At 64.9% G+C, this 17403-nt stretch carries 20 protein-coding genes; 13 read left to right on the forward strand and 7 right to left on the reverse strand.

Annotated elements, in window-relative coordinates:
• Positions 1–259: 259 nt before the first annotated feature.
• From GPJ75_RS21595 to GPJ75_RS21605, 3 genes are read right to left on the reverse strand one after another with little or no spacing between them, the layout of a single operon-like run.
• A complete protein-coding gene (locus tag GPJ75_RS21595) occupies positions 260–733 on the reverse strand; it encodes a hypothetical protein (protein WP_246249192.1) in 474 nt (157 codons plus the stop codon).
• On the reverse strand, positions 700–1101 hold the full coding sequence (locus GPJ75_RS21600; protein WP_246249194.1) for a hypothetical protein: 402 nt from the start codon (positions 1099–1101) through the stop codon (positions 700–702). The genes GPJ75_RS21595 and GPJ75_RS21600 overlap by 34 nt, the downstream gene beginning before the upstream one ends.
• Before the next feature lie 9 nt (positions 1102–1110).
• Entirely contained in the window at positions 1111–1593 is a 483-nt protein-coding gene (locus GPJ75_RS21605) for a hypothetical protein (protein WP_246249195.1), read from the reverse strand.
• Positions 1594–1924: 331 nt separating this feature from the next.
• Here GPJ75_RS21605 and GPJ75_RS21610 point away from each other — a divergent pair, with 331 nt between their 5' ends.
• Positions 1925–2623 (forward strand): corrinoid protein, encoded by a 699-nt coding sequence (locus tag GPJ75_RS21610; RefSeq protein WP_163271226.1) that lies wholly within the window; start codon positions 1925–1927, stop codon positions 2621–2623.
• 179 nt (positions 2624–2802) lie between these two features.
• Here the strand turns inward: GPJ75_RS21610 and GPJ75_RS21615 are convergent, their stop codons facing one another.
• A complete protein-coding gene (locus GPJ75_RS21615) occupies positions 2803–2931 on the reverse strand; it encodes an entericidin A/B family lipoprotein (RefSeq protein WP_163271228.1) in 129 nt (42 codons plus the stop codon).
• A 59-nt stretch (positions 2932–2990) separates the two neighbouring features.
• On the opposite strand from GPJ75_RS21615, the gene GPJ75_RS21620 reads away from it, so the two are divergent.
• The 7 genes from GPJ75_RS21620 to GPJ75_RS21650 all read left to right on the forward strand — a co-directional run bounded on the left by GPJ75_RS21620 (position 2991) and on the right by GPJ75_RS21650 (position 10107).
• Positions 2991–3629, forward strand: coding sequence for a DUF1638 domain-containing protein (locus tag GPJ75_RS21620; protein WP_163271230.1), 639 nt, complete (start codon positions 2991–2993; stop codon positions 3627–3629).
• 254 nt (positions 3630–3883) lie between these two features.
• Positions 3884–4531, forward strand: coding sequence for an exopolysaccharide biosynthesis protein (locus GPJ75_RS21625; protein ID WP_246249197.1), 648 nt, complete (start codon positions 3884–3886; stop codon positions 4529–4531).
• A 115-nt stretch (positions 4532–4646) separates the two neighbouring features.
• Entirely contained in the window at positions 4647–4949 is a 303-nt protein-coding gene (locus GPJ75_RS21630; RefSeq protein ID WP_159586625.1) for a virulence factor, read from the forward strand.
• A complete protein-coding gene (locus GPJ75_RS21635; RefSeq protein ID WP_163271232.1) occupies positions 4936–5535 on the forward strand; it encodes a methylenetetrahydrofolate reductase C-terminal domain-containing protein in 600 nt (199 codons plus the stop codon). The genes GPJ75_RS21630 and GPJ75_RS21635 overlap by 14 nt, the downstream gene beginning before the upstream one ends.
• On the forward strand, positions 5532–6626 hold the full coding sequence (locus GPJ75_RS21640) for a methylenetetrahydrofolate reductase (protein WP_163271234.1): 1095 nt from the start codon (positions 5532–5534) through the stop codon (positions 6624–6626). Before GPJ75_RS21635 ends, GPJ75_RS21640 begins: the two co-directional genes overlap by 4 nt.
• Positions 6627–6812: 186 nt before the next feature.
• Positions 6813–7796 (forward strand): methyltetrahydrofolate cobalamin methyltransferase, encoded by a 984-nt coding sequence (locus GPJ75_RS21645; protein WP_163271236.1) that lies wholly within the window; start codon positions 6813–6815, stop codon positions 7794–7796.
• A gap of 253 nt (positions 7797–8049) precedes the next feature.
• Positions 8050–10107, forward strand: a complete 2058-nt coding sequence (locus tag GPJ75_RS21650; protein ID WP_163271238.1) for an ASKHA domain-containing protein — start codon at positions 8050–8052, stop codon at positions 10105–10107.
• A 199-nt stretch (positions 10108–10306) separates the two neighbouring features.
• Here the strand turns inward: GPJ75_RS21650 and GPJ75_RS21655 are convergent, their stop codons facing one another.
• Positions 10307–11206, reverse strand: a complete 900-nt coding sequence (locus tag GPJ75_RS21655) for a LysR substrate-binding domain-containing protein (protein WP_163271240.1) — start codon at positions 11204–11206, stop codon at positions 10307–10309.
• 118 nt (positions 11207–11324) lie between these two features.
• On the opposite strand from GPJ75_RS21655, the gene GPJ75_RS21660 reads away from it, so the two are divergent.
• The 5 genes from GPJ75_RS21660 (at position 11325) to rpiB (ending at position 13884) form a co-directional block, all read left to right on the forward strand.
• On the forward strand, positions 11325–11510 hold the full coding sequence (locus GPJ75_RS21660) for a hypothetical protein (RefSeq protein ID WP_163271243.1): 186 nt from the start codon (positions 11325–11327) through the stop codon (positions 11508–11510).
• A 37-nt stretch (positions 11511–11547) separates the two neighbouring features.
• Positions 11548–11742 carry a hypothetical protein gene (locus GPJ75_RS21665; protein WP_163271245.1) on the forward strand — a complete coding sequence of 65 codons (195 nt, stop codon included), beginning with the start codon at positions 11548–11550 and terminating at the stop codon, positions 11740–11742.
• Between the two features lie 270 nt (positions 11743–12012).
• The gene (locus GPJ75_RS27625) at positions 12013–12144 is read left to right on the forward strand and encodes a hypothetical protein (RefSeq protein ID WP_281354830.1); all 132 of its coding nucleotides are present in this window, start codon (positions 12013–12015) and stop codon (positions 12142–12144) included.
• Positions 12145–12332: 188 nt separating this feature from the next.
• A complete protein-coding gene (locus GPJ75_RS21670; protein WP_163271247.1) occupies positions 12333–13331 on the forward strand; it encodes a GlxA family transcriptional regulator in 999 nt (332 codons plus the stop codon).
• A gap of 103 nt (positions 13332–13434) precedes the next feature.
• The gene (rpiB, locus tag GPJ75_RS21675; RefSeq protein WP_163271249.1) at positions 13435–13884 is read left to right on the forward strand and encodes a ribose 5-phosphate isomerase B; all 450 of its coding nucleotides are present in this window, start codon (positions 13435–13437) and stop codon (positions 13882–13884) included.
• Between the two features lie 65 nt (positions 13885–13949).
• Here rpiB and GPJ75_RS21680 read toward each other — a convergent pair whose 3' ends face one another.
• Both GPJ75_RS21680 and GPJ75_RS21685 read right to left on the reverse strand, forming a co-directional pair.
• Entirely contained in the window at positions 13950–14771 is an 822-nt protein-coding gene (locus GPJ75_RS21680) for a DUF1194 domain-containing protein (RefSeq protein ID WP_163271251.1), read from the reverse strand.
• Positions 14772–14858: 87 nt separating this feature from the next.
• On the reverse strand, positions 14859–17375 hold the full coding sequence (locus tag GPJ75_RS21685) for a GcvT family protein (protein WP_163271253.1): 2517 nt from the start codon (positions 17373–17375) through the stop codon (positions 14859–14861).
• Positions 17376–17403: the final 28 nt, after the last annotated feature.

A 17403-nucleotide genomic window follows, 5' to 3' on the forward strand; every position in this document is an offset into this window, starting at 1 on the left:
CGCGCGCCTGGCCGCCGCGCCGCCGCGCTCCCCGCGGCCGCCGCGACCGCGCCTGCCCTCGCCCGCCTCCGGCATATCCTGGTCCATCGGCACGTTCTGGTTCATCGTTCTCATCCTCGATGCGACGCCCGCTTCGCCCTCGTCCAGGGCAAAACGCTTTCCAGCACATCGTATCCAGCCAAGCGGCGGCAAACGTTCCGCAAGCGCCAGACCGTGTCGCATTGAGAGCGTTGGCAGGTATGGATCGCGGTCGGCGAGGCTATTTGCGGTCGCCGGTCGTCCAGCCGTCGTCGCTTGCCCAGTCGGCGTCGCTGGGCGCTGCCTCGTTCATGCGCGGGTCGAGCCCGCGCTTAAGAAGCTTGACCTCGAGCTCGAGCCGCTGCAGTTCGAGCTGGTAGAGGCGGTCGCAGTCCAGCCGCGGAGGCTTCCTGCCCATCGGCACGACGACCCGGCCATAGGCCGAGAGCGTGCTGGAGTTGTTGTTGAGGCCGCCGCCCACGACGCCCGAATCGAGATAGGCCCCACGCCCTCCCATGGAAGACCGGCATGTGGTGCCGTCGGCCGCCCTGATTTCGTCGAAGCCGTTGGGCATGGCGACGCCCGGCAGGTTCAGCCCCGTCTGGTTCTGGTTGATGATATACTGGCCGCTATCGGCCAATGCGGCGCCCGGCACCGGCAAGCCCGCGAAGAGCACCGCGCTCAGCGCAAGCGACGAGCGATGAAACGTCCGCATATCTGGGCCTTTATCCTGGTTTTCTCGTGTGGAAAGGGAACACTCTCGGCACACACCCTGACGCGCCTTTGGCCCGCACCGTCGAACTTCACCACGACGACCACCGGACGCGAGGCGCGGCTTCCCAGCATGATCCTGCCGGGCGAAACCTTCGCCGCGACCGGGCGGAAGTGCTCGTCGTAGACGCGCACTTCCACCTGGATGCGATGCGGGTAGGGATTGTAGGGGCTGACACGCACGGCGAAGTCATCCGTGAAGCTGGTGATCTCGCCGCGCATCGGTGTCATCGACTGCGCCTGCGCCTGGCTGGCGGCCATAAGCACCGCCAGCACCGCTGCGATGCCCCCTCTCCCACCGCATGCATCCATGGTTCGGTCCTATTCGCAGGTAACCGTGACTTCGGCCGTATAATTGCCCGCGGAGAAGGTCCCGGCCGATTTCGTTGCCGTCAGGTCGACGTCAAGGTTGGTCAGCCCGAGGCCGAGCGGCGAGGTGACCGAGCCGACGACGTCGAGGAGCGAGGTCACGCCGTTGGCGCCGTAGCTCGAAGCGAACGTGACCGAATCATTGCCGCCGGCGGGCGCCGCGACGAACGTGACGGGCGCGCTGGTGGAGACTTCGAAGCCCGCTCCCGTGGTCAGGATCGTGGCGGTGCCGGAAGACCCGCCAGCTTCGGTTGAGCTCAACATCGTGTAGTCGGCGCTTGCCGCCAGCGTACCCGGTGTTCCGATGGTGATGAGGCAGGTCGAAAGGATCAGGCCGTTGAAGATGACCGTCCCATCGACGGCACCGGCCGGCTGGACTGCGATCGCGGTGAGGAATGCGGCGCCGGCAAGCGGATTTACCAGAGGTCTCATCATTGTCTTCTCCATTCAAAGACGATGCTTGCCCCCCGGAAAATATAGCCGTCACCTTGTAGCCGGTCTCCTTAATTAAACCTTAAATTGTAATCTCTTTCACTCTCACGCACCATAAATCAGCTAATTGCATGGATAGTCTCTATGGAGGCTGCACGAAAAATATCTACCTTAGATTGCAAATGCGGCGCCACATCCAGGATCGGCGGGAGCAGGATTTCCAGTCGCTTTCCTTTTGCATCGCGTCGCAATTCGGCTATGGAAGCTTGCGAAAAGCGGATTATGTACGTCCGAACATGCATTTGGTCGAATTGCGCACGGCAGGAGCCAGCGAATGTCCGATGACGAAATCATCCTTTCCGAGCTGCCAGACGACGAGCTCGCGCAGCAGATGCACGACGACCTTTATGACGGGCTGAAGGAAGAGATCGAGGAAGGCACGCGCATTCTCCTCGACCGCGGATGGGCGCCCTACGAGGTGCTGACGCAGGCGCTTGTCGAAGGCATGCGCATCGTCGGCGAGGATTTCCGCGACGGCATCCTCTTCGTGCCGGAGGTGCTGCTATCGGCCAACGCGATGAAGGCCGGCATGAACATCCTGCGCCCGCTCCTCGTGGAGACCGGCGCGCCCAAGCAGGGCAAGATGGTCATCGGCACCGTGAAGGGCGACATCCACGACATCGGCAAGAACCTCGTCGGCATGATGATGGAGGGCGCCGGCTTCGAGGTCATCGACCTTGGTATCAACAATCCCGTGGAGAACTATCTCGACGCCATCGAGAAGCACCAGCCGGACATCATCGGCATGTCGGCGCTTTTGACCACCACCATGCCGTATATGAAGGTGGTCATCGACACGCTGAAGGAAAAAGGCATCCGCGACGACTTGATCGTGCTCGTCGGCGGTGCGCCGCTCAACGAGGAGTTCGGCAAGGCCGTGGGGGCCGACGCCTATTGCCGCGATGCGGCGGTGGCGGTCGAGACGGCCAAGGAGCTGATGAAGCGCAAGCACAACGTGCAGGCGGCGGTGTAGCGTCCGCACGGCTTCCGGATCGAGACGGGAAAGGGACTGATACCAGCGGCCTTTATATTTGATCGCTGGTGGTGCATCGATGTTCAGGCATGGATCCTCGGGTCAAGCCCGAGGACACATGCCGGAACGGTCCAATAGACAAAGCGGTCAAAGCTAAGGGCCGTTGGTATGAGCCCGTCTCAGTCCGTTGCATCCTTGATCGCGTGGCCGGTTTCTTTGATGTCCTTTCCGACCCCGCGTATTGTATTGGCGCAGGCGGAGACCGAAATTGCCAAAAGCGCGGCAAGGACGAGGCGAAGGAGCTTCATGATCGGATATCCTGTTCGCATGCGATGTTTGTGACTGGTATTTCCAGCGGAAAAAGCCAATGCCAACCCACGGCAATACACAACGTGTAACCACTGACAAAGTTCTCGTGATCGCCTGCGGGATGATCGCCCGCGAGGTCATCGCCGTGCGCGAGCGGCTGGGGCTCGACCATCTGGAGCTGACCTGCCTGCCGGCGGAGTTCCACTACCGCCCCAACCGCATTGCGCCCGCCATGGACAAGGCCATCGAGGAAGCCAAGGAAGAAGGCTACCGCCACATCTTCGTCGGCTATGCCGATTGCGGCACGAGCGGCCGGCTCGACCGCGTGTGCGAGAAGCACGGCGTCGAGCGCATTGCCGGGCCGCACTGCTTCGCCTTCTATCAGGGAGTGGAGGCCTTCGCGGAGATCGGCGAGGGTGACATGCTGTCCTTCTACATGACCGATTTCCTGTGCCGGCAGTTCGAGGCGTTTTTCCTGAAGCCGCTGCGCATCGACGAGCATCCGGAGCTGATCGAGGATTATTTCGGCAACTATGAGAAGCTCGTCTATCTGGCGCAGACCGACGATCCGGCGCTGGAGACGGTCGCCCGCGATGCGGCCAAGCTGCTCGGCCTTTCCTACGAGCGCCGCTTCACCGGCTACGGCGACCTGACCACCGCTCTCACCAGTGCGGCAGGCAAGATGCCGGTGGGGTGAATCCCGCCACCACAAAAAGGCTCCAATCGGCGGCTTGTCTGGCATGATGAAGACAATGCCCGCCGGGCCCGCCGGTGCCCTCCTCGCTTCCCTCGCGGCCACCCTCCTCCCGCTCGCAGCGCTTGCGCGCCGGCGGGCGAATTCAAGCTCGACATTCTCGAGTTCGGCCGGTCGCAATAGCTTGCCCCGCCTGTCATGAAGGCTTAACTGCGGCAGAAGAAGATGCTTCCAGACAACACGGCAGGAAAACGGATGTGAAGGCGGAGGGAACGGGTCTGGGCGTTGTGTCGGGACGGGTTGCCGGAGGCCTGCCGCCGCGCCGCCTGTCGACGATCTTCGAGGAGATGGCACGCGAGGCCGAGGGCACGGTGACGGTGGAGCAGCTTCGCCAGGCGCTGGGCGACCGCAGCTTCGCCACGCTTCTCGTGTTCTTCTCCTCCATCAATTTGCTGCCGCTGCCGCCGGGCAGCACGCTGGTGCTGGGCATTCCGCTTATGCTTCTGGCTATCCAGATGGTGTTTGGCCGACGCACGGTCTGGCTGCCGCGCTTCATTCTTCAAAAATCGCTGAGCGCGTCGCAATTCCGCGGTATGAGCGAGCGGCTCATCCCCAGGATCAAATGGGTCGAGCGGCTCATCCGCCCGCGCTACTGGCCCTTCGCACGCGACCACGCAGACCGCTTCATCGGCGTCATCGCCCTTATCCTGGCCATCGCCGTGACCCTGCCGATCCCGCTCGGCAACTGGTTTCCGGCCTTTTCCTGTGCCCTCGTCGGGCTGGCGCTTTCGGAACGCGACGGCGTTCTTCTGGCGGTTGCCGTGGCCAGCGGGACGCTTTCCCTCATCGTCATTGCCGTCGTCATCGGCGCGGCCAGCGTGCTCGCCAGCGCCCTGATGGGATAGCCGCCTTGACGCCCGGCGATGGGCGTCGTTTTTGAAGGCACGCGCGTCGTCTCGCAGCAAGCGGGCTCACGGCGCTTGCGGCAATGCTCCAACTCAAGCAAGGGAACGAAGGCAAATGGCCGATCTGATCGTGGTTTACTGGCGCGACATTCCTGCACAGGTCATCGTCAGGAAGGGACGCAAAACGGCCAAGCGCGAATTACCCCTGCGCTTCACCGAGGCGATCGACATGTGCGCCATGCGCGTCGGCGCGCGCGACACCGACGCCTATCTGGCGGAATGGCGGCGCGGCGCGCCAGAGCCCGTGAGCGACGACCTCGAGGCGGAGGCCGACAAGGCGCTTGCCGCCATCGAACGGGAATTTCCCGACGAACAGCTGAAGGCGCTCGTCAAGGCAGGCGGACATGTCGAAGAATGACAAGCCTTTAACGCGGAAATCCGGCGTCACGCAGGCGTCGCTGGTCAGGAAGGCGCGCGCCCTTCTGGCCTACAAGCCGGCCGACGTCTCGCCCCAGCGCCGCGTGCAGCGGCGCTACACGATGCGGCTGTGGTCGGTGCGCCACGCACGTTTCCTCGAATGGTTCTATGCCCGCTTTGCCAACGTCTTCCTGACGCTGCATCCGGTTTGGAACGCGATAGGCTACCGCCGCGCCGAAAAGCCGGTGAAGTTCGTCGAAAGGCACGTGAAGGGCTTCATGTTCGACTGCCGCATGTGCGGCCAGTGCATCCTTTCCTCCACCGGCATGTCGTGCCCCATGAACTGCCCCAAGCAGCTCAGGAACGGCCCCTGCGGCGGCGTGCGCGCCAACGGCAATTGCGAGGTGGAGCCGGACATGCCCTGCGTCTGGGTCAAGGCATGGGAAGGCGCGCAGAAGATGCGCAACGATGAGGCCATCCTCGCCGTGCAGAAGCCCGTCGACCAGTCGCTACGCGAGACGTCGGCGTGGCTGCGCGTCACCGCAACCGCCGCCGCCGAGCGCGAAAAGGCACGGGAGACCGCATGAGCCGCCCTCGCCAGCCCGACGAGAACCCGCACGGCGTCGACCTGCCGCTCGACCCGCTGCCCGGCCATTCCTCCCGCGGGCGGCTGGAGCGGATCCTCAGACGCGGCGAGTTCGCCGTCACCGCCGAGCTCAACCCGCCCGACAGCGCCAACGCGCAGGACGTCTACGAGCGGGCGGCGGTCTTCGACGGCTGGGTGGACGGCATCAACGCCGTCGATGCCTCCGGCGCCAACTGCCACATGTCCTCGATGGGCATCTGCGCGCTTCTCACCCGCATGGGCTACGCGCCGATCATGCAGATCGCCTGCCGCGACCGCAACCGCATCGCCATCCAGGGCGATGTCCTGGGCGCGGCGGCGATGGGCGTCGGCAACATCCTGTGCCTGACCGGCGACGGCGTGCAGGCGGGGGACCAGCCGGGCGCCAAGCCGGTCTTCGACCTCGATTGCATGTCGCTTCTGGAAACCGTGCGCACCATGCGCGACGATGAAAAGTTCCTCTCCGGCCGCAAGCTCTCGACACCGCCCGCCGTCTTCCTGGGCGCGGCCATCAATCCCTTCGCACCGCCCTACGATTTCCGCCCCTTGCGGCTCGCCAAGAAGATCGCCGCCGGGGCGCAGTTCGTGCAGAGCCAGTACTGCTTCGACGTGCCGATGCTGAGGGAATACATGAAGCGCGTGCGCGACATGGGCCTTACCGAGGAATGCTTCATCCTCGTCGGTGTCGGGCCGCTGGCTTCGGCCAAGACGGCGCGCTGGATCCGCTCCAACGTGCCCGGCGTGCATATTCCAGATTCCGTCGTCGCCCGCCTCGAAGGGGCGGAGAATCAGAAGGAAGAGGGAAAGCGCATGTGCATCGACATCATCAACGAGGTGAAGGAGATCGAGGGCGTTTCCGGCATCCACGTCATGGCCTACCGGCAGGAGGAATACGTGGCGGAGATCGTCCACGAATCGGGCGTCCTGAAAGGCCGCCGCCCATGGACGCGCGAGCCCGGACCGGACGACGCCCTGGTGGCCGAGCGGCTGGACCACATTCTGGAGACGCCGAGCGAGAAGCCGACCGACATGGTGAAGGACGCGGCGGGGTGAACGAGGGAGTGAGTGGTGAGTAGCGAGTAGCGAGTAGCGAATAGGATGCACGTTTCAGCGCCGCCTACCCACCACCTCGCTGCCATGTTCCCTACTCACTACTCTCTATTCACTACTCACTCCCCCCGCTTGAAACCAACGAGATAACGATATAAAGAAGTCTTTATATCCTTTGGAGGACTGTGAATGACCCGCACCATCGTCGCCTCTGCGACCAAGGAAGTCGTCATCGGCTTCGATCAGCCCTTTTGCGTTATCGGCGAGCGCATCAACCCGACCGGCCGCAAGAAACTCGCCGCCGAGATGGTGGCCGGCAATTTCGAGACGGTGAAGAAGGACGCGCTCGACCAGGTCGCCGCCGGCGCCACCATGCTCGACGTGAACGCCGGCGTGACGGCGGTGGACCCGAACGCGACCGAGCCCGATCTTCTCGTCAAGACGCTCGAAATCGTCCAGGGCCTGGTGGACGTGCCGCTCTCCATCGATTCCTCCGTCTCGGCGGCCATCGAGGCGGCGCTGAAGGTGGCCAAGGGCAGGCCGCTGATCAATTCCGTCACCGGCGAGGACGAGAAGCTGGAGGCCATCCTGCCGCTCGTCAAGAAATACGACGTGCCGGTGGTGGCGATCTCCAACGACGAGACCGGCATTTCGGAAGACCCCGACGTACGCTTCGAGGTGGCCAGGAAGATCGTTCAGCGCGCCGCCGACTACGGCATCCCGGCGCACGACATCGTCGTCGACCCGCTGGTGATGCCCATCGGCGCCATGGGTACGGCCGGCAAGCAGGTTTTCGCCCTTCTGCGCCGCTTGCGGGAGGAACTGAAGGTCAACACCACGTGTGGCCTTTCCAACATCTCCTTTGGCCTGCCGCACCGCCACGGCATCAATGCCGGCTTCATCCCCATGGTCATCGGCGCCGGCATGACCAGCGCTATCATGAACCCCTGCCGCCCGCAGGAGATGGAGATGGTGCGCGCGGCCAACGTTTTGAACGGCACCGACCCCAATTGCCACACCTGGATCATGACCTATCGCGATCACCAGCCGGCGGCCTCGGGGAACTCCGGCGCTTCCACGGAGTCTTCTAGCGGAAACGGCAACCACGCGGCCTCCGCCGGCCGCCGCCGCGGCGGCCGCGAGGCGCGCATGGCGCGGACCGGGCGGGGGTAGAAGCCGATCAGGAGGTGATAGTGCTCTTTCGCGCCCCCCTCTGGCCTGCCGGGCATTCGCCCCACGCTTCCGTCGTCATCCCGGAAGCCGGAGCGGAGCGGAGGCTGTCCGGGGCCCATTCCGGCGCGCGGGCAAGTCACGGAATGGATCCCGGCTCGCGGGAGCTACGCTCCCTTGGCCGGGATGACGCGCAAGGCGCGGGGGAGATGCTCGGAGACGCAATGCTTTGCGACCATTCAAGGTCGCTCGCCCCATGAACGCTCCGCCCAACATAACCGACCACCTGGTCCTCTTCATGCCCTCGGGCAAGCGCGGGCGTTTTGCCAAGGGCACGACCATCCTCGATGCCGCGCGCCAGCTCGGCGTCTATGTGGAGAGCGTGTGCGGCGGGCGGGCGACCTGCGGGCGCTGCCAGATCGAGGTGCAGGAAGGCCACTTCGCCAAGCACAAGATCTCCTCCTCCAGGGACAGCATCTCCCCGGTCGGGCCGAAGGAGGCGCGCTATGCCGAAAAGCGCGCGCTGCCCGTAGGCCGGCGCCTCTCCTGCTCGGCGACCATCGAAGGCGATCTCGTCGTTGACGTCCCGCAGGATGCCATCGTCAATGCGCAAGTGGTGCGCAAGGACGCCGACCAGCGGGTGATCGAGCGCTATCCGGCGGTGCAGCTTTGCTATGTCGAGGTGGACGAGCCCGACATGCACAAGCCGCTGGGCGATCTCGACCGCCTGAAGGCGGCGCTCGGAAAGGACTGGGGCTTCAACCGCCTGGAGGCGGACGCGCATCTTCTGAGCCAGGTTCAAGGCATCCTGCGCCAGGGCAAATGGGCCGTCACCGCCGCCGTCCATCACGACGACGAGGGGGACGCGGCGCGCATCATTGCACTGTGGCCGGGGCTGAAGAACGAGGCCTACGGGATCGCCTGCGACATCGGCTCGACCACGATCGCCATGCACATGGTGTCGCTTCTGTCGGGCCGCGTGGTGGCGTCGGCCGGCGCATCGAACCCGCAGATCCGCTTCGGCGAAGATCTGATGAGCCGCGTTTCCTACGTCATGATGAACCCGGACGGCAGGCAGGCCATGACCAAGGCCGTGCGCCAGGAGGTCTCCAAGCTCGTCGACAAGGTGGCGACCGAAGGCGGCGTGGAGCGCATCGACATCCTGGACGCCGTCTTCGTCGGCAACCCGATCATGCATCACCTGTTCCTCGGCATCGACCCGACGGAGCTTGGCGGTGCGCCCTTCGCGCTCGCCGTTTCGGGCGCGGTGAAGGCGCGGGCGAGCGACTTGCGCCTGAACCTCAACCCCGGCGCGCGCCTCTACATGCTGCCCTGCATCGCCGGCCATGTGGGCGCGGACGCGGCCGCCGTCACCTTGTCGGAAGGCCCGCACCGCCAGGACGAGATGATGCTGATCGTCGATGTCGGCACCAATGCCGAGATCGTGCTCGGCAACCGGCAGCGCGTGGTCGCCGCCTCCTCCCCCACCGGCCCCGCCTTCGAGGGCGCGGAGATCTCCTCCGGCCAGCGCGCCGCCCCGGGCGCCATCGAGCGCGTGCGCATCGACCGCGAGACGCTTGAGCCGCGCTTCCGTGTCATCGGCTCCGAACTATGGTCGGACGAGCCGGGGTTCACTGAAGCCGTTCAGGCGACCGGCGTCAGCGGCATCTGCGGCTCCGGCATCATCGAGGTGATCGCCGAGATGTACCTTTCCGGCATCGTCTCCGAGGATGGCGTGATCGACGGCGCGCTGGCCGAAAGGAGCCCGCGCATCTTCTCTGAGGGCCGCACCTTCTCCTACCTGCTCCACGAGGGCGAGCCGCGCATCACCGTGACGCAGAACGACGTGCGCGCGATCCAGCTCGCCAAAGCGGCGCTTTATGCCGGCACCAAGCTTTTGATGGAAAAGCAGGGTGTTGCGACGGTCGACACGATCCGCTTTGCCGGCGCCTTCGGCTCCTTTATCGACCCCACCTACGCCATGACGCTGGGCCTGATCCCGGATTGCGAGCTGGACAAGGTCTCCGCCGTCGGCAACGCCGCCGGCACCGGCGCGCGCATGGCGCTCTTGAACCGCAACCACCGCCGCGAGATCGAGGAGACGGTGCGCAGGATCGAGAAGATCGAAACCGCGCTCGAGCCGAAATTCCAGGAGCACTTCGTCTATGCGATGGCGCTGCCCAACAAGGTGGACCCCTACCCGAAGCTCGGCCGCCAGGTGACCCTGCCGCCGCGTAAGGTGCTTAGCGAAGGTGGGACGGAAGGGCCCCGCCGGCGCCCACGCGAGGAGCGCGAGGCGCGGCGGCGGCGGTAAGAAGAAAACGCCGCCGTCATCCCGGAAGCCGGAGCGACAGCGGAGGCTGTCTGGGACCCATTCTCGCCTCGCTGAAGCTCCGGCGAAGCGGGCCGGAATGTGGCCAGGTCACGGAGTGGGTCCCGGATAGCCGCCTTTCGCTACGCTTAAGGCGACTTCCGGGATGACGCGGATTGACCCGACCTCAACTCATCCCGGATCAGAAGCGCCCCGTCTCGTGGAAAAGCTCGAAGGCGGCGCGGATGTGGTCGGCGGCGGCGCGGACCGGGGCGGAGGCATCGGGCGCCACCGCCATGCCGATCTGATAGTTGCCCATCTCCGGCAGGCCGTCCTTCGACCCGAGTTCCACCAGATCGCCGCCGATGAAGGATTTGGGCAGCGGCGCCACCGCGAGATCGGACAGGATCGCCGCCCTCTGCCCGGCAGTATGCGCGCTCATATAGGCCACGCGATAGCTGCGCCCCTGCTCGCCCAGCACCTCCAGCGCCGCGGAGCGCCAGGCACAGCCCTCTTCCCAGATCGAGACCGGCAGCGGTTCGCGCATATGCGCACAGCCGCCTTTCGCACCCGCCCAGACGATCGGCTCCGTGAGAAGAACCTCGACGCTCGAGTCCATCATCTTGTCCGGGCAGGTCATCAGGATGATGTCGAGCTGGCGGGCGGCCATGCGCTTCCTGAGGTTCCCGCTCTGATCGATCGTCACGTCGACGGCGATGGCCGGGTGGGTTTGCGCGAAGCGCTTCAGGACGCTCGGCAGCACCCGCTCGCCGAAATCGTCCGGCGATCCCAGCCGCACGATGCCGCTGATGTCCGGCATGACGAACTTTGAGACCGCCTCGCGGTTGAGCGCCAGGAGGCGCCGCGCATAGCTGAGAAGCAGGTCTCCATCCGCCGTTAGCGTCACCGAGCGCGCGTCGCGCGTAAAGACCGCGCGCCCGAGGATGTCCTCCAGCTTCTTGATCTGCATGGAGACGGCCGACGGCGTGCGGAAGACGGCGTTGGCCGCGGCGGTAAAGCTGCCGGTCTCGGCGATCGCCACAAAGGTGCGCAGAACATCGAGCTCGAGCAGCGGCAGGGGATGGTTGAGCGGGGCGTTCATCTCTCTTCCTTCAATTTCTCTGAACCAAAGCATCATTTCATTGCGTTTGATTGAACACAAGAAAAGCGGGATAGTCAACACCGAAGCCGCAGAGCGGCAATGACGAGAGGAGCATCCCATGTCTGTTCAAACCGCAGTGAGCAACTATCTGCGCCGTCGGATCGCGCTCTGGGAGCGCCGGCGCACCGACCGTTTCATCCGCAACCTGCCGTTCGAAATCCAGAAGGATATCGGCTGGCCCGACGGCGGAACCCGCCGCGCCCGGTTGCATTCAAAGGACTCGCTTTGGGAGCGGCGCTGGTAGCCCCCTTTTCAAGGCACCGCGGCGGAAGGAAGGAACCATGTTCAACATGTTCAGCCATTACGTCACCGGATACGTGGAAGTGATGCAGCAGCGGCGCACCGAACGCGTCGTCCGCGGCCTTCCCGCATACATCCGGCCCGCACACGCCCGGAAAGAGATTGCCTCGCCGCCGGAAAAGCGCACCGAGAGCACGTTCCCGAGACGCCACGAGGAAAAGGAGGCCTCGTCATGAGGTATCTGAAGGCACTGGTCGATTTCGCCCGCGAGTTCCACGATATCACCGAGCATGCGCGCACCGGCCGCAAGCCGGCGCGGCGCAAGCCCGGTACCGAAAGGCGATGATGCGGCCGGTCCGTGTCGCATTTCCTAACGGCCGCTTCGCATTTCGCGCGGTCGTTGCCCTCGATCGAGCGTAGAAGGCCGGCAAGACGAGCCGCCCCACTCCATCGCCCGCATGTGAAGGCGCTCGGTCTAGAGCCGATACGATCTGATGGAGACGAGCATGAAACTCATTCATTTCCTTCGCGGGGAAAGGCGCGGACAAAGCCGCACACCCCGCGAGCGCCTGAAAAACACCATGCCGGGCGAGACGGGAGCCCTGGCGGCCCTGCGCCTGGGGTTCCTGATCAACTGACAGCCATCCATGCCGGCACACGGCACCGGAAAAAGCGCCGCATCGGCCACCCGCTGCGGCGCTTTGTCTGCCTGCAAAAAATCCTCTCTAAGCGCCCCCGCACTCAATTGACAGACAAGGCTTTTCCAGCGCAGGCTTTCCTGTTAACGACATCGCGTTCGGCGGGTGATGATGCGCAGGAGGCCGGCATGCAGGACGAAAAGCCGTTCAAGAGATCGCTGGTGTTCTTCCTTGTGCCCGACTTCACGATGGTCGCCTTCGCGACCGCGCTGGAGCCGCTGAGGGCCGCGAACCGCATGGCCGGCTACGAGGCCTATGGCTGGCGCCTTGCCAGCGTCGACGGGGGGCCCGTGCGGGCGTCCAACGGGGTGGAGATAGCCGTCGATTCCTCCCTTGCCGACGAGCGGCAGAAGATGACGGGCCGCGACAGGCCCACCATGGTGGTGGTGTGCGGCGGCCTCGGCATCGAGACCTACGTCAACAAGTCGGTCTTCGCCTGGCTGCGCGAGGAGTATAACCGCGGCGTCGCGCTCGGCGGCCTGTGCACCGGCGCCCACGTCCTGGCGGCCGCCGGGCTGCTGGCCAACAAGCGCTGCGCCATCCACTGGGAGAACCTGCCTGGCTTTGCCGAAAAGTTCCCCAAGGCCAATGTCTTCGCCGATCTCTTCGAGATCGACGCCAACATCTACACCTGCGCCGGCGGCACGGCGGCCATGGACATGATGTTCCACCTCATCGGCGAGGACTTCGACGACAACATCGTCAACCGCGTGTGCGAGCAGTTGCTGACGGACCGCGTACGCAGCCCCTCCGACCGCCAGCGCCTGCCGCTGAGGGCCCGCCTCGGCGTGCAGAACTCAAAGGTGCTGACCATCATCGAATTGATGGAGGCCAATCTTTCCGAGCCGCTGTCGCTTGTGGAGGTCGCCGAGGCGGTCGGCCTGTCACGGCGCCAGATCGAGCGCCTGTTCCGCCAGGAGATGGGCCGCTCGCCGGCACGCTATTATCTGGAGATCCGGCTCGACCGGGCCCGGCATCTGCTCATCCAGTCGACGATGCCCGTGGTGGAAGTGGCGGTGGCCTGCGGCTTCGTCTCCGCCTCGCATTTCTCCAAGTGCTACCGCGAACTCTACGCCCGCTCGCCGCAACAGGAGCGCGCCGACCGCAAGCAGCTTATCGCGGCGTAACCCTATGCTATCATTCGAAAACCAGAAAATTGAAGAAACAAAGAGCAGCTGAGCCAACTCGGCCAAGCCGCCAAATTGCCTTGGGAAACGGGACGACTTCTCCATGACGGCCAGCAACCGCATCGTCCTCTCCAGCGACCACGCCGCCATTCAGCTCCGACAGGCCATTGCTGTTCATATCGCGGCGCATGGCTGGGTGGTGGTCGACATCGGACCGACGACGCCGGAGAGCACACACTATCCTAAGCACGGCGAAGCGGCGGCGCGGCTCGTCGCCTCCGGCGATTGCCGGTTTGGCATCATCCTATGCGGCACCGGCCAGGGCATCATGATGGCGGCGAACAAGGTAAAGGGCATCCGTTGCGGCGTCTGCGTCGACACATTTTCAGCCCGCATGATCCGCCAGCACAACGACGCCAACATGCTTTCGATTGGCGTGCGCGTGGTGGGCGAAGGGCTGGCGCTCGATATCGTAGATGCGTTCCTGACCGCCCAGTTCGAGGGCGGCCGGCATGCGGCGCGGGTGGAGATGATTGGGGCACTGGAGGGGTAGCGCCGTTTCTTGCTCAATTCCGGACGGAAAACCGGTTTCCGCTTTTCCCGGAAAGCGAAAGCGCCTCACGGCTCCCGCCAGATCCAGGTGCGGTTCTGCCACATCTTCTCCCCGATCATGCAGTCATAGGACGGGGCCGCTTGCGCCGGGACCACCGGTGGGCGCAGGGAGCGCGGCGTTGTGCCGGCAAGCTCGATCACCAGCTTGCGGCGCACGGCCTCGGGGAAGTGCGACCAGTCGTTGACCGGGATCATGAAAGCCCCTGGCCCGCCGATCACGCACTCGCTGTAATAGACGTCGAGATTCTCCACGTCGTAGGCGGTGGTGAGCCCGTCATTGGTCATCAACGGCAGGCCGTTGATGGTGATGCCGGCCGCAACGAGGTTGTCACGCGCCCCTGCCACCGGCGGGCCCTGGTTGTTGGGCCCGTCGCCGGATATGTCGAGCACGCGGCGCGGGGCCCGGAAGCCGCTTTCGGCGAAAAGGTCGGCGGCGAAGTTCATGGCGCCGGAGATCGAGGTGCGCCGGGCGCTGGTGGGCGGATTGACGTTGAGGCGCTCGGCCACGCGCGCCGCGTCCTCAGCCGAAGCGATGACCGTCCATGGCACGACGACACGGTGGGAAAAATCCCCCGCCCACTCGAAATACGCGATTGCGATGCGGCCGTGCCTGCCTGCCTCGATGGCCTGAAGCACCGTTTCGTTGGTAAGCGCGGCCGCATAACCCTCGCGCTGGATGCTCATCTCGGCCGGCGACATGGACAGCGACACGTCGACGCCCAGCGCAAGTTCGACATCCACCGCTTCCTGTGCATGGGCGCAAACGGGGGCCAGCGCGGCGAGCGCGCCAAAGAGCAGCCTACGCCAATGCCGTCCGGTGATCGACATGGCCCAAGTTTACGTGAAGCGCGGGGCGCGGCAATCCGCTAGAGCAAAATCTCGTTCACTTTTACGAGACGAATGAAAGCCCGCGCCTCAGCCGTCGGCCCTCAGCGCCGAGTTTTCCGGATCGAACGGGCTTTCCGCGATCACGGTCGCCGGGTGGAGTTTGCCCAGGATCTTGATATCGAGCCGTGTCCCCTCGCCCGCGTGTTCCGGCCGCACCATGGCAAGCGCCAGGGATTTTCCCACCCGCCAGCCATAGGCGCCGTGGGTGGCACGGCCGATGAGCTCGCCGTCGCGGTAGATCGCCTCGTTTCCGCGCGCGTCCGCATCCGTGACGTCGTGCACCTCGAGCGTGACGTATTTCCAGTTGAGCCCCTTCTCGCGTTGGGCGACAAGCGCCTCGCGGCCGATGAAATCGCCCTTGTCGGGATGCACGAAACGGTCGAGCCCGCTTTCCCAGGCCGTGTACTCGATGGAAAGCTCGCGCGGGATGAGCCGGTAGCTCTTCTCGACCGCCATCGCCGTCATGGCGCGGATGCCGAACGGCTTGATACCGAATTCTTCGCCGGCCTCCATCACCATGTCGAAGATGGCGTTCTGCATCTCCATCGGATGGTGCAGTTCCCAGCCAAGCTCGCCGACGAAATTGACGCGCAGCGCATGCGCCGTGGCGCGGCCGATGGAAACCTTCTTGCCGGTGAGCCACGGGAAGGCGGCGTTGGAGAGATCGGCGCGGGTGAGCTTCCCGAGCACGTCGCGGCTTTTCGGTCCCGCCAGCACCAGCACGCCCCACTGGGTAGTGATGGGGAACATGCGCACGCTGCCGTCCTCGGGCAGAAGCTTCATCAGCGTGTCGTGATCGTGCGCCTCGTAAGCGCCCGCCGAGACGAGGTAGAAGCCCTGCGGCTGCCGGTAGACGGTGAACTCGGAGCGCACGCCGCCGTGCTTGGTCAAGAGATGGCAAAGCGCGACGCGCCCGTTCTTCTTCGGAATGCGGTTGGCGAAGATGCCGTTCAGCCATGCCTCCGCGCCGGGTCCGCCGACCCAGCACTTGGCGAAGGCCGACATGTCGAGCAGGCCGACGCTCTCGTGGACTTGCCTCACCTCGTTGCCGACATGCTCGAAATAGTTGGAGCGCCGGAACGACCATTTCTCGACGATGCGCCCGTCTTCGAGCGCCGGCGCATGATTGTGCTTCATGAGCACGTCGGCACCGACGCCCAGTTCCTCCTCCGGCACGCGATAGCCCTCAGGGGCAAACCAGTTGGGCCGCTCCCAGCCGTAGACGGAGCCGAAGACAGCGCCAAGTTCCTTCATGCGTGCATAGCTGGGCGTGGTCTTCAAGGGCCGCGCCGCCGCCCGCTCCTCGTCCGGATAGTGCACGGTGAAGACGTTGGCATAGGCCTCCTCGTTCTTCTCCCTGAGATAGCCTTCGGTCGCATAGGGGCCGAAGCGGCGCGGGTCGACGCCCATCATGTCGATGGACGGTTCGCCCTCGACAATCCACTCGGCGAGCTGCCAACCGGCGCCGCCGGCCGCCGTCACGCCGAAGGAGTGCCCCTCGTTGAGCCAGAAGTTCTTGAGCCCCGGTGCCGGCCCGACGATGGGCGAGCCGTCGGGCGTATAGGCGATGGCGCCGTTGTAGATCTTCTTGATGCCCACCTCGCCGAAGGCCGGCACGCGCTCGATCGCCGTCTCCACATGCGGCATGAGGCGGTCGAGGTCTTCCTGGAACAGTTCGTACTCGCTGTCCTGCGACGGGCCGTCGACATAGCAGCAGGGCGCGCCCGCCTCGTAGGGGCCGAGCAAGAGCCCGCCGTTCTCCTCGCGCATGTACCAGGAGGAGTCGCTTTCCCTGAGCACGCCCATCTCCGGCAGGCCCTTTCTCTTGCGCTCGACGATGGCCGGGTGCGGCTCGGTGACGATGTACTGGTGCTCGACCGGGATCACCGGCACGTCGAGCCCCACCATCTGGCCTGTTTTGCGGGCAAAATTGCCGGTCGCCGAGACCACGTGCTCGGCCAGGATGTCACCCTTGTCGGTCTTCACCAGCCATTTGTCGTCCGCCTGGCGCTCGATGGCGGTGACGGCGGTGTTGCGGTAGATGGTGGCACCGAGATCGCGCGCGCCCTTGGCCAGCGCCTGCGTGAGGTCGGCGGGCTGGATGTAGCCGTCGCCCGGATGCTGGATGGCGCCCAGGAGCCCCTCGGTCTCGCACAGCGGCCAGATTTCCTTCACCTGCTCCGGCGTGAGGATATTGACGGGCACGCCGATCGTCTCGGCGATGCCGGCGTAATACATGAATTCGTCCCAACGGTCCTTGGTGCGGGCGAGGCGGATGTTCGAGCACTGGGTGAAGCCGACATTCATGCCGGTCTCGCGCTGAAGCTCCTGGTAGAACTTCACCGAGTATTTGTGGATCTGGCCGACCGAGTAGCTCATGTTGAAGAGCGGCAGGAGGCCCGCGGCATGCCAGGTGGAGCCGGAGGTCAGCTCCTTGCGCTCGACGAGGACGACGTCCGACCAGCCCTTCCTGGCCAGGTGGTAGAGCGTGGAGACGCCGACCACGCCTCCACCGATGACGACTGCGCGTGCCTGGGATTTCATGGTGCCCTTGTCCTGGTGACTTGTCCTG

This window comes from Chelativorans alearensis (assembly GCF_010993735.1).
Lineage (GTDB): Bacteria > Pseudomonadota > Alphaproteobacteria > Rhizobiales > Rhizobiaceae > Chelativorans > Chelativorans alearense.